This is a genomic window from Pedobacter sp. ASV1-7, from assembly GCF_040203335.1.
In the GTDB taxonomy this organism is placed as follows: Bacteria; Bacteroidota; Bacteroidia; order Sphingobacteriales; family Sphingobacteriaceae; genus Pedobacter.
In genome coordinates, this window is record NZ_JBEHBV010000001.1 from 202,235 (window position 1) to 215,889 (window position 13,655).

Genomic DNA, 13,655 nt, shown 5'->3' on the forward strand with positions numbered 1-13,655 from the left:
GCTATGAAAGACTTTCGGATTTTCTTTGTGTTTTTATTGCTAGGTTGGAGCTCTGTAAAGGGGCAGGTAAAGTCGCCAGATGAGTTTTTAGGCTATTCACTGGGCTCTAAGTTTACACCTTATGATAAGGTTTTGGACTATTTTAATTATCTGGGTAAGTCGGGAAAGAATATTAAAGTTGTCAGTTATGGCAAGAGTTATGAAGGGAGAGAGTTGCTCGTCGGTATTGTTTCTGCTAAGAACAATATGGAGAAGCTGGAGCTGATCAGAAGGAATAATAAAAGCCTAAGCCGAGCGGAGAAGATTTCAGGTAAGGGGTTTAAACAGCCCGCTATTGCATGGTTAAGTTATAATGTGCATGGTAATGAAGCTAGCTCGACTGAAGCTGCTTTGAGAACCATTTATGCGCTTGTGGAAGCAAAAACATCTAATGTTCAGAATTGGTTATCAAACACCGTAGTTATTATTGACCCATGTTTAAATCCGGATGGTCGGGAACGGTATGTCAATTACTTTAATAGTGTTGTTGGAGTAAAACCTAATCCAAATCCAATGGCAAGAGAGCATATTGAGCCTTGGCCAGGTGGCAGATCTAATCATTATTATTTTGATCTTAACAGAGATTGGGCCTGGCAATCGCAAATTGAAACCCAACAAAGATTGCTCTTGTATAAAGAATGGATGCCCGAGGTACATGTCGATTTTCATGAACAAAACTATAACGAACCTTATTATTTTGCACCTGCGGCAGAGCCGATTCATCAGGATATAACTCTCTGGCAAAGAGAGTTCCAGATTATTGTTGGAAAAAATAATGCTAAATACTTTGATCAGAAAGGCTGGAAGTATTTTACTAAAGAGCAGTTTGATTTATTATATCCGTCTTATGGTGACACATATCCTTTATATAATGGTGCCATCGGCATGACTTATGAACAAGGGGGGATAGGAGCCGGATTGGCGGTTCTTACCTTGGATGGTGATACTTTGACATTGAAGGATCGAATAGATCATCATTTTACAGCAGGAATGGCAACATTAGAAACGGTATCCAAGTATGCTGATAAGCTGGTGAATGAATTTGAAAACTATTTTGAAACGGCCATGGTTAAACCACCTGGTGTTTTTAAAAGCTATGTAATTAAAGGTCAGAACTTAGGTAAAATAAGACGTCTTTCTGACCTGTTAAGGCGTAATGGAGTGGAGTTTGCATATGGAGGAACAGGGTCGGGAAGTGGTTATAACTATGAAACAAGAAAAACAGGGAGTTTTAGGATAGAACGCAATGATCTTATTGTAAATCTCGAACAACCTTCTGCTGTTTTAGCTAATGTGCTTTTTGAGCCACAAACGACAGTTAAGGATTCAAATACTTATGATATTACTGCCTGGGCGCTTCCCTACGCTTTTGGTTTAAATGCTTATGCAAGTCAAACATCTATTAAAGGGAAGTATGATGTTCTTGATATACCTAAAAGTTTGGTTGTTTCGGGTCAGAAGCCTTATGCTTGGCTTTTGCCCTGGGAATCAGTAGACGATGCCAAGGCACTTATTGCATTACAAACAGCGGGGATTAAGGTAAGACTTGCAGAAGAAAGCTTTGCAGTAGGAGGTAAATCTTTTCCCATAGGGTCATTACTCATATATAGGACTGAAAATGAGCGAGTGGTTAAAGAGCTTCCTGCAAAAATCGCTGAGATTGAAAAAACATATAAATCTTTATTTTTTCCAGTAATGGGCGGATATGTTGATCAAGGTAAAGATTTTGGTTCATCTGTTTATCCCATATTGAATGTCCCAAAAATTGCTGTTGTAGCCGATCCCGAAGTGTCGGCACAAAGCATGGGTGAGGTTTGGCATTTTTTGGAGCAGGAGCTGAGATGCTCAATTACGGTAATTAGCCTTGATGATATAGGGGCTTTGGATATTAATAAAGTGAATACTTTGATTTTGCCTGACGGAAATTATGGCGAAGATTTGGGCGGAAAATTGCAAGATTGGATAAAGATTGGTGGAAAATTGATTTTACTGGAAGACGCAATATTAAGTGCGGTTGGCAGAAAACCTTTTGAAATCCAGAAGAAAGAATTTTTAAAAGATGATATTTCCTTAGAGGAAGTCCCTAAATATGTAAGTAGGAAGCGAGCTAATTTGTCTAATGTTATTCCTGGGGCTATTTTTAAGGTTGACATTGACTTGAGTCACCCGATCTCTGCTGGTCTTGGTAGTCATTATTATACATTGAAAACCGATGATAGACTATACGAATTTTTGAAATCTGGATGGAATACCGGGGTTTTAAAAGGTGATAGCTACGTTGCAGGCATAGCTGGAGCAGGAGTCATTAAAAAATTAAATAATGGGATGCTTTTTGGTGTGCAACCATTAGGAAAAGGAACGATAGTCTATTTTGGTGCAAATGCTCTTTTCCGGTCTTTTTGGGATAATGGAAAGTTATTGTTTGCAAATTCTATTTTCCTGGTTAATTGATTTTATAAGGTTAACTAGGTAAATCTAGGGTTTTACTAGATATTTGTCGGTGTTCAAGTTCTCTTAATTAAAAAAGAACATCTGTAACGTTAAAGTTTGTTAAATATTTTGTTACAGAGCGTGTTGGTTTGAGATGTCAAAATAATATTCTGTTTTTTACATCAAAACAATTGTCATATTCCAATTAAGCCCTTTATTTGTGCTCTTGTTATTGATTATTTGTGTCATTTTAATGTCATAAGTTGTATGTCAGTTATGCTGATGCTATGCGTGCATACCATATAGTTATATATTTGGGTATTATTAACTAACCTAAATTTTAATTTTTTATGAAAAAACTTTTACAAAGTTTGTTCATTTTGATGTTCATCGCAGGAGCTGCGGTGGCTCAAGATCGGACGATTACTGGTACGGTTACAGGAAAAGATGATGGCTTACCACTTCCTGGAGTTTCCGTTAAGGTTGTAGGTACTCAGAATGGGACATCGACAGATGCAAATGGTAAATATCTGCTTGTAGTTGGTGCTGGGCGGACCTCAATTGAGATATCTTCTATAGGCTATCTTACGCAAATAGTGCCCATTGGATCTTCAAATGTTGTAAATGTATCTCTAGTTACTGACGCAAAACAATTGGGAGAGGTTGTTGTAACTGCGATGGGTATAACAAGAACTGCTAAATCGCTGGGATATTCTGTTACAACAATTAAAGGTGATGAACTGACTAAAGCGAGGGAAACTAACGTTATCAACTCTTTGGCTGGTAAAGCCGCCGGAGTGAGAGTTACATCTCAATCTGGAACAGTAGGTGGATCATCTAAAATTATCATTAGAGGTGCGTCATCATTTAACTCAACTGGGACTTCAAATCAACCAATATTCGTAATTGATGGATTGCCCGTTGATAATAGTTCTCAGCAAATTAATACTATTTCGACTAGCAGTGTACCCCAAGGAAGTGCAGGTTCAGATTATGGTAATAGAGCTGGAGATTTAAATTCAGATGACATTGAAACAATAACTGTGCTGAAAGGTGCGGCTGCAACGGCTCTATATGGTGCAAGAGCAAAAAACGGAGCGATTGTTATTACCACAAAAAAGGGGAAGAAGGGCCAGGCATCAGTGTCGTTTAATTCCTCAACTCGGTTTGATAATGTTTTGAAGCTTCCTAAATTTCAAAATGAATATGCTCAGGGTGTGCAGGGAGTTTATAGCTCAGATCCAAATGCAAACAGTGCAAGTCTTAATGGTTGGGGACCAAAAATCAGTGAGGTTCAAGACAGAACTTTTACTGACTATCTTGGCAGGAAAATCACTTTACAAGCTTATCCGAACAATGTAAAGGATTTCTATGAAACAGGAAAAACTTATGTGAATTCGCTGTCGTTTGAGGGTGGAGGAGAATCTGGAGATTATCGTTTTGGATTTACAAATACTACACAGGATGGGATTATTCCGAATGAAAAACTAAGAAAGAATACATTAAGCTTAAATGCAGGAAGAACTATTTTTGAAGGGTTAGAGATTAGGACCAGTGCAAACTACACTCGTACTGCTGCAGATGGACGTCCAGTACAAAGTTCGAATAATCCAAGTGTTCTGCAGTCTATTGTTTATGGGTTGCCTAGAACTATTGATGTAAATCTATTGAGAAACAATTATGTCGATCCAGTTACTAAGCAACAGATTGCATTAACACCAACTAGAACTGGAAACAATCCGTTCTGGGTTGTGAATAATAATAATTTCTCTAATGTTGTTGATCGTTTTTTTGGAAATGCAATAGTTTCTTATAAACCAATCGAATGGTTAACAATTTCAAATAACCTGGGTACTGATTTTTATAATGAGTATAGAAGAGGAGTTACAAGACAAGGTACAATTGGGTCGCTTACGGGGGACTTTTATACTGCAAATATTTATAATAGAATTATTAATAATGACTTGATTGTCACAGCAGAGAAAAAAATTGTAGAAGACTTAAGTTTAAAAGTAATTGCAGGTTATAACGTTTTTGAATCTTTTTATAGAAGAGATTTATCTGATGCACAACAATTGACTGCTGATGGATTGTATAACTTCTCAAATGCAGGAAGTGTGGTTACAACAAATACTTCAAATAAGCGTAGAATTCAAGGGGTTTATGGAGATATTGGCCTTTCATATAAAGACTATTTATTCTTAAACGTGACTGGAAGGAATGACTGGTCTTCGACTTTACCAGTCCAAAATCAATCCTATTTTTATCCCTCAGTGAGTTCTAGTTTTGTATTCAGTGAGGTTTTACCTAAAACTACTTGGTTTAATTATGGTAAATTAAGAGCGAGTTACGCTAATGTTGGTAGTGATACTGAGCCTTATCAAGGAGTATTTACTTATACACCCATTAGTGCGGCATTTGCTCAATATGGCTATGGTTCTACTTTTCCATTTAATGGGGTTTTGGCTTTTAGCAGCCCTTCAGCCATACCAAATTTAAATCTAAAACCTCAAAATCAAGCTTCATTCGAGATTGGAACTGAGTTGAGATTTATGGATAGCCGCATTAATTTGGATGTAACTTATTATAATACAAACACTTCCGATCAGATAGTGAGCTTGCCACTTCCTCAGTCTACGGGTTATTCAACTGCTTTAAGGAATGCCGGGTCTGTAAAAAATCGTGGTGTAGAGGTAACATTAGGTTTGGTTCCTGTAAGGTCTGCTGATTTTACTTGGAATATGGATGTAAACTTTTCTAGAAATGTTCAAACCGTTGAGTTGCCAACAGAATTGGCATCGTATTCATTAGCTAGTGGCTGGAGTGGATTGTCTATTAAGGCTGAATCTGGTAAATCATTCGGTATATATGGTGTTGCCTGGAACCGAGATCCTTCAGGGAATACCATTATTGACGCTGCTAACGGATTAAGAAAAACTGTTAGTGATAAGAGATTAGGAAACATGAGCCCTGATTGGTTGGGTGGTATTAATAATAGTTTTTCTTACAAAGGCGCATCCTTGAGTTTTTTGGTTGATATCAGAAAAGGGGGAGTAATATTCTCTAACTCTGTATCTACGTTAAGAACGAATGGTCTTTCTGAAGAGACGCTTTTGAACAGGGGCAATATATTTATCGATAAAGGTGTGGTAGCTGCTGGCGGTGGATTTGTTCCTAATACTGTTCCTGTAACAAGTATGCAAGAATATTGGGCTCAGTATAGTACTACAAATACGGAGGCGAATATTTTTGATGCTTCATATGTTAAACTTAGGGAGGTTAGGTTGTCTTATCAATTACCTTCAAAATTCCTGCAAAGAAATGCGAAGTTTATAAAGTCTGCTGAGATTGGATTAGAAGGCAGAAACTTATGGATCATTCATGATAATGTTCCCCATATAGATCCAGAAGCAAACTTTTTCGGAACAGAAAGTGTTGCCGAGGGTGTTGAGTTTAACTCAGTTCCATCGACAAGGACTTTCGGTTTTAATCTAAGATTTAGAATCTAATAACTATGAAAAAAATTATATATACTTTTAGTGTATTAACAATGTTGTTAACACTATCATCTTGCAAAAAATATTTGGACATCAACACAAGTCCGAATACTGCGCCAACTGTTGACCCTAAACTATTGTTCTCATATGCAACAGTAGCTTATACCAATTTAAGGTCTAGCGGAGATTTATATATTCCAGTAGGCCTTGCTAGTCAATCTTTAGGCGGCGGAGGGAATAATCCTACAGGCTGGTCTGGAGGAGATCCAAGTCCAGATACATATACTTTTTCAGCAAATTTTTTAAATAATACGTGGGTTTCACTTTACGTGAGAGCAGGGGCTAATTTAAAACAGGCAATTAAGTTATCTGAGACATCAAGCCCGGCTAATAATAATGCGGCCGCGCAATGTAAGGTTTTATTAGCAATGGTTGTTTATGATATTACAACAACTTTTGGAGATGTTCCTTTTACCGAGGCTTGGAATGAAAATATTATTTATCCAAAGTTTGATGATCAAAAAACTGTTCTTGAAGGAACAATAACAATTCTTGATGAAGCCCTTGCACAATTTGATGAAGCTAGCCCTTTGAAAATCGGAGCCAATGGTGATGGGTATGATTTGTTTTATAAAGGTGATATTGCTAAATGGAAAAAATTGGCAAAATCACTCAAGTTACGGACTTTACTTACAATGGTGGATAAAGATCCTACTAAAGCGACGGCAATCGGAACAATTATAAATGACGGATCTACTAGTGTGGTAAATATCGCAAGTGATAATGCTTTAATTCCATATCAGGATATTGCGAATAAGAGAAACCCGAAATATGCAATTGGTTTACAGTATAACGGGGGAAATAACTTTTTCTTTGCGACTAAACCTGTAACGGATATAATGGATCCTACTCCTGTACTTGCAATTTCGGATCCTAGATTACCTAAGTTTTTTGATAAACCTGCGGGGGCAACGAGGTATGTAGGCGTTTTACCTGGAGCTGATGGAATTGATGCAGTAAATCCTAGAATAGCTAAAAGCTTACACTCGCCGGCAGCACCGGAAGTTATGTATACTTACCAAGAGCAACTGTTTAATGAGGCTGAAGTTTATGCAAGAGGATTAGGAGTTGGCGTAAATCTTGCAAAAGCAAGTGAGTTGTACAAAAAAGCAATCAAAACATCTTGCTTATTCTTTGGAGTAGAGGCGACTTTAGCAGAGAACTTCTCAAATCAATATCCTACGGGTAATTTTAGCTCACAGGCTGAAGCAGTAAGAGCTATCCACGCTCAACAGTGGGTTGACAAAATGGATAGAGGTTTAGATGCTTTTACTCAATGGAGAAGATCTGGAGCAGATGGAAGTGAAGTGCCATTGTTGACGTTGCCTATTGGAGCTCCTGCGGGGCCAATATTTAGACGTTATGAATATCCTATCGTAAATGAGATATCTAGAAATCCAAATGCCCCTAAAACGACAATCAAGTATAACGAAAAAATGTGGTTTGATTTATAATATGTATATGAAAAAGATAATAGTTTTACTCTCTATAACAGCTGCATTTTTGTTGCAAGCATGTGAAAAAAAAGGGCCAGGTGATAATTATGATTTTAGTAATTCGTTGCCGCCTTATGTGGAAATTTCTGATAAAGCTCAGTTGAAAGTCGTGGAGGGAACTAATGCTGTTGTTCAGGTTCGTTTAAAAACAGCCGTGCAAGAACCCGTAACTGTTAACTATAATGTAACTGGGACTTTCTCAACTTCGGGCACAGTTACTATTCCAAGAGATGCACTTACAGCTAATGTTACTATAGCCGTTCCTGCTAATTCCTCTGGGAATGCGACTTTTAAAATAACTGAAGCAACTAAAGGAAGTACAAAACTCACTATTGGGGCTAAGGGAGTTAATAGCAATGAGGTAAGGAGCCTTTTAATTACGAAAAATTTAATTAGTTTCACAAACGCAACTCTTGCAATTAATGAAACGGTTAGTGAGCAAATTATTAAAGTGCCAATTACAATTGCATCGCCTTTAAAAGCACAAACAACATTGTCTTATACAGTTACTCCAAAGGCAGGAAATGCTGCTAACAGTTTAACTGTTCTATCTGCAAATCCTTTAATAATTGCAGCAGGTGAAAAGACCGCTTTTATTGAAATAAAAGTAAATGATAACTCTACTGTAAATGTAGATAATATCTATGAAGTTAAACTTACTGGGGCTTCTGCTCCGGCAGGCTCTGAAGCATCAATAGATGCAGATAAAGCTACTTATACAATTACTGTCTCAGATGATTTAAAAAAGGTCGATTTTGTAAATACTACAGCGGTTGATGTAACTGTAGCAGAAAACAAAAATTTTGAAGTTAAACTTTCTGGTCGAAGTGCAACTACAGTTACTGTACCTTTTACGATATCAGGTGGAAATGTCGGGACGGATTATATTTTGCGTACAGCAGGAACACTAACTTTCAGTCCAGGTTCTACGTCTACTAATATAAATCTTGATATTCCAGTAGGATATGGAATTAATAAAACCTTAAAGATAACTTTAGGGGCTGTTTCCGGAAATGCTGAGACTAGTTTAGGCACAGCAAATGAATTACTTATTAATTTGAAGTAACTTCTAAATAAATTACGAATGTTTTTAATAAATAAGGGTGCCAGAAATGGCACCCTTATTTATTTTATAATTATAACAGCTTCTCCTTTCTGAGAGGTTGTGTAGTGTGTCTTATGGAAAGTTTAAATGAGTTTATTTTTGATGATAAATGGGCTCAATTCTAAACTTAAAAATAGTTTTTTCTTCTGGAAAGATCAATAATATCCCCCGTCACAAAACATTTTAATATAACAAATGTTTATTTGTCAGCCGCTTTTGCGAAATGCTGCTCGCTCATTGATTCCTATCTAAACGACATCCCGTTAAAGTTGGTTTTTTATTAACTAACCTAATTTCTATTCCAATGAAAAAACTTTTACAAAGTTTGTTCATCTTGATGTTTCTTGCAGGAGCGGCAATGGCACAGGATAGAACAATCTCAGGTTCGGTTACAGGGAAAGATGACGGCTTGCCAATCCCTGGTGTTTCCGTAAAGGTTGCAGGTACCCAGAATGGGACTTCAACAGATGCAAATGGTAAATATGCTCTTAAAATCCCATCAGGGCAAACCGCTTCACTCGAATTTTCTTCCATTGGTTACCTGCAGCAGATAGTAGCTTTAGGAGCCTCTAATATTATTAATGTGGCACTTGCGACTGATGCCAAGCAGTTGGGCGAGGTTGTTGTTACGGCTTTAGGTATTTCAAGAGAGAAAAAGACACTTGGATATTCTGCCACTCAAGTTGGATCGGAGGAAATTAATCGGGCTTCTCCAACGAATATCGTTTCGGGGTTGCAGGGTAAAGTCGCAGGAGTTGACATCTCGACAACAGCAGGTCAGCCTGGTGGCTCTAGCAAGGTTATCCTAAGAGGATTCTCCTCAATTGCCGGGAATAATCAACCCCTGTACGTTGTAGATGGAGTGCCCATTAATAACTCCCGACCAGGAGAGGTATCACCATTAAACAGTATTGGGGACTTAAAAGAGAATTACGACTTTGGTAATGCGGCGAATGATATCAACCCCAATGATATTGAAAGTATCAGTATATTAAAAGGTGCTGCGGCAAGCTCTCTCTACGGCTCAAGAGCTTCTGCTGGTGTTATTTTGATTACCACTAAAAAGGGTAAAGCAGGGAAAGTTAAAGTAGATTTCTCGACTGCGGCCTCATTTACGCAGGTTTCTATTGTTCCTGATCTTCAGGATCAATACGGACAAGGATTCAGCAAGTTTGCTTATATCGCAGAAAATGGTAGTTGGGGTGCTAAATTTGATGGCAAAATAAGGCCATGGGGTTCTGAGATTGATGGTGTAAGGCAAGAGAAACCCTTCTCTGCCATAAAAAATAATTTCAGAGATGCCTTTGATACTGGTCAGGAATTTAACAATAACATCTCATTGAGTGGAGGTAATGAAACATCTACTTTCCACTTCTCTTATGGAAACGTCTATAGCAATGGTATTTTGCCCGGAGCAAATGATACCTATAAGAGAAACTCAGTTAGTGTTAATGGCTCAACAAAATTTAATAAGGCTATTTCTTTATCTGCATCAGCAAATTATATAGGTAAGAATACAAGAGCCGTGCAAACGGGGCAGGCTAACTCAGGTATTGGATCTTCTTTTTATGAAGATATACTACAAATACCTGTAGATTTCCCAATTAAAGCATTTGAAGATTACAACAATAAATTCTATAATGTAGATGGTTTCTTTAGCCCATTTTCTCAAAATCCATATTACTCTATATATGAAAATGGCTCTACATTTAAGGGGGATCGTTTTTACGGGAATGTTGATTTAAAAATAAAAGCAACCGATTGGCTTAGTTTTCAATTGCAGCAGGGGGTTGATGTAAATAACATTACTGATAAAATATGGAATGCCAAAAATGCCCCTACGCCAGGTAGCTGGGCTGGTGGGGGTAATGATGAGGAGGTTGTTAGACAGGCAAGCGTTGGTAATGTAATTGAAGGCTCTGAAAAGTACTTCGAGTATGATTCTAAAGTGAATGCGTTGTTTAATAAGAAGATTAGTTCAGATTTTGATATTGATGGATTGATTGGTTTAAACTTTAATGATCGCGGAGCCCGTGTATTATATACAGGTGTCGAAGACTTGGCAATTCCAGGGTTCTATCAGATTGAAAATTCAGCAAATAGTCCGGTCTCCACTCAAACTAGTAGCGAAAGAAGGTTATTTGGTCTATATGGATCAGCAACATTAGGCTATAAAAGCTTTGCTTATCTGACTTTAAATGCCCGGAACGATTGGAGTTCTACATTGCCACCAGATAATAGAAGTTATTTTTATCCGGGAGCAAACCTTTCAATTTTACTATCGCAGGCTTTAGATCTTTCAAATTCTAAAATAAGCTTACTAAAATTAAGGGCTGCTTATGGTAAAACAGGTAGTGATACCGATCCATATAGAGTCTATAATACATTGACAAAAACGGATGTTGCTCTTGGTTTTGGGAACATTACATTTCCTATAAATGGTGTGCCAGCATATTCGGTATCAAATACATTGAATAATACTTTCTTAAAACCAGAGATCAGCACGGAAGCTGAGTTTGGTGGTGAATTGAGACTCTTTGAGAATCGTTTAGGGATTGATGTATCCTACTACAGTCGTGTTACGAAAGATCAGATTTTACCTATTGTAACTGCACCGTCTACAGGTGTTACTTTTAGAGTGGTTAACTTTGGTAAGGTAAGAAATAGAGGGATTGAGATTGCTCTAAATGGAACACCTGTTAAAACTGAGGATATTACCTGGGATATCTTATATACATTCACCAGAAACAGAAATCAGGTACTGGAACTTCCTGATGGTTTGGATAAAATAGTAATCAACACAGCTTATGATGCTCAACTTGTTGCAAAAGTTGGTCAGCCTTTGGGATTGATAGAAGCTCCTGTCGAAAAACTTACTCCCGATGGTAGAGTCATAGTAAGTTCTACAGGTATGCCACTTGTCGATCCGAATAATGCTTCTTATGGTAGTACTCAAAGAGATTTTGTCATGGGCTTAAACAACAGTTTCAGATATAAGGACTTTACTCTAGGAATAGCACTTGATTACAAAAAAGGAGGTGTATTTTATTCTGGTACTGCCGACTTGTTGAATTTTGTGGGGAATTCACCGAATACATTGTATAATGATAGAAGAACATTCATCGTTCCAAATTCAGTCATAGAGATTATAGATGCATCTGGAGATGTTACGGGTTATGCCGAGAATACTACAGCAATTAGCGAAAATAATTTTTACGCTTACTTCTACACTAATCAAGGCAAGGCAAGAGCATACAAGGATCGGATATTAGATAAAACCTTTTTAAAGGTTAGAGAAATCACACTGAGCTATAGTCTTCCTGCTTCTGTGAGTCGCAAAATTGGGGCAGATAGAGCCTCAATCAGTGCTTATGGTAGAAATTTGCTTACCTGGTTGCCAAAAGAAAATAGAATCATTGATCCTGAGGTTTCGAACTTTGGAAATGATTTGTCAAGTGAACTTGGGGAGTTTAGAACGGGGCCATCGACAAGAAACTTTGGTCTTGCATTAAATGTAACATTTTAACGGTCTGCAATTATGAAAAAGATATTTGATTATAAGAAAATATTAATTCTCTCGGCTTTATTCGTGGCTGCAAGTTGTAATAAACTTGACATCAATCGTAGTCCAAATAATCCTGGAATTGAAGAAGCAACTATGGAAACCTTGTTTCCGTCAGGAGTGATGTCAACTATAGGTCGTGTTAATGGTGATTTATCTATTATAGGAGGGATGTGGGCTCAATTTTGGACTCAAAATAGTGGCTCAAGTCAGTTCCGTACAGTGGACTCGTACGATTTAAGCAATACTTCAACTTTAATAAATAGACCATATGCTGAATTGTATAGTGGTGCATTAAACGATTATAGGTTAACGTTGGAACTTGCTGTTAAATCACAGGAATGGCACTATAATTTAATGGCTACAGTAATGAAAGCCTATACCTTCCAGGTTTTAGTAGACCTTTTTGATAAGGTGCCATATTCAGAGGCTTTACAGCCCGATGTTATAATACAGCCAAAGTTTGATGACGGATATACGATTTATATATCTCTGATTGCCGAAATTGATGCAGCATTGGCCAAGGATTATAAATCGGGGTCTTTAACGGCATCGCAAGCCAAAACAGATCTTATATTTGGCGGCGATATGGATAGTTGGGAAAAGTTAGCTAATACCCTAAAGCTTAAAATGTACCTTCGGATGGTGAATGCTAAGCCTACCGAAGCTGAGGCTGGAATTAGAGCCTTGTATTCGGCAAATGCGAAGTTCCTGGATTTAAACGCAGGAGCAGATGTGTTTGTTGACGTTCCAAATAAAAGTAATCCATTCTTTGAATATAATTTCAGGCGTTTAAATACACCTGATAACTTGAAAGCCAGCATAACATTAATTAGCTGGTTAAATAAAAACAATGACCCTAGAAAAACTGCTTATTACGGTGAAGATGTTGTTGCAGCACACCAGGGAGATTATAATACGGTTACGAATGGAGCTTCGAATCCCATAGTAAAGGCTACTGATCCTGCCTGGTTAATTAGCAAAGCTGAATCTTATTTTATGCAGGCAGAAGCACTAGAGCGTTATTTCGGAGGTGCAGGTGCAAAAACAAGGTATGATAATGGGGTTGCTGCTGCTTTTGAGCAAGTTGGATTAGAACCTGGGACATTGATAACCGTGGGTCCATATGTGTATCCATCCGGGGCTTCTTTAGACGGAAAAATTGAAGCTATTATTGTACAGAAATGGGCTTCTCTGTTTGGTTCTCATGCTTTGGAAGCGTTCTTTGAGCAGAATAGAACTGGATATCCTTTAATAAGTCCAGTATACTCTACAGACGCTACCTATGCTACTCTTTATGCAGGTAGATTAGTTTATTCAGTAAATGGAGTAACGGGTGCAGGGAATTTTCCTAGAAGATTTGTATTTCCTGATGATGAAAAAAGCAGAAACTCTAATACACCTGCAGAAGTGCCAACCACAACCAAGGTTTGGTGGGGAAAATAGTTCAATAGATTCATGAATTT

At 37.6% G+C, this 13,655-nt stretch carries 6 protein-coding genes; all 6 read left to right on the plus strand.

All coding sequences use genetic code 11. The features are described 5' to 3' along the window. Positions 1–3: 3 nt before the first annotated feature. The 6 genes from ABDJ41_RS00965 (at position 4) to ABDJ41_RS00990 (ending at position 13,635) form a co-directional block, all read left to right on the plus strand. Positions 4–2,490, plus strand: coding sequence for a M14 metallopeptidase family protein (locus tag ABDJ41_RS00965; RefSeq protein ID WP_349783861.1), 2,487 nt, complete (start codon positions 4–6; stop codon positions 2,488–2,490). A 329-nt stretch (positions 2,491–2,819) separates the two neighbouring features. After that, positions 2,820–5,978 (plus strand): SusC/RagA family TonB-linked outer membrane protein, encoded by a 3,159-nt coding sequence (locus tag ABDJ41_RS00970; RefSeq protein ID WP_349783862.1) that lies wholly within the window; start codon positions 2,820–2,822, stop codon positions 5,976–5,978. A gap of 5 nt (positions 5,979–5,983) precedes the next feature. Then, complete coding sequence (locus tag ABDJ41_RS00975) at positions 5,984–7,480, plus strand: SusD/RagB family nutrient-binding outer membrane lipoprotein (protein WP_349783863.1); 1,497 nt, start codon at positions 5,984–5,986, stop codon at positions 7,478–7,480. Between the two features lie 7 nt (positions 7,481–7,487). Continuing rightward, the gene (locus tag ABDJ41_RS00980; protein WP_349783864.1) at positions 7,488–8,588 is read left to right on the plus strand and encodes a Calx-beta domain-containing protein; all 1,101 of its coding nucleotides are present in this window, start codon (positions 7,488–7,490) and stop codon (positions 8,586–8,588) included. 343 nt (positions 8,589–8,931) lie between these two features. Next, positions 8,932–12,153 (plus strand): SusC/RagA family TonB-linked outer membrane protein, encoded by a 3,222-nt coding sequence (locus ABDJ41_RS00985; protein ID WP_349783865.1) that lies wholly within the window; start codon positions 8,932–8,934, stop codon positions 12,151–12,153. Between the two features lie 12 nt (positions 12,154–12,165). Continuing rightward, positions 12,166–13,635: a SusD/RagB family nutrient-binding outer membrane lipoprotein gene (locus tag ABDJ41_RS00990; RefSeq protein ID WP_349783866.1), complete on the plus strand. Its 1,470-nt coding sequence runs from the start codon at positions 12,166–12,168 to the stop codon at positions 13,633–13,635. The last annotated feature ends 20 nt before the right edge of the window (positions 13,636–13,655 follow it).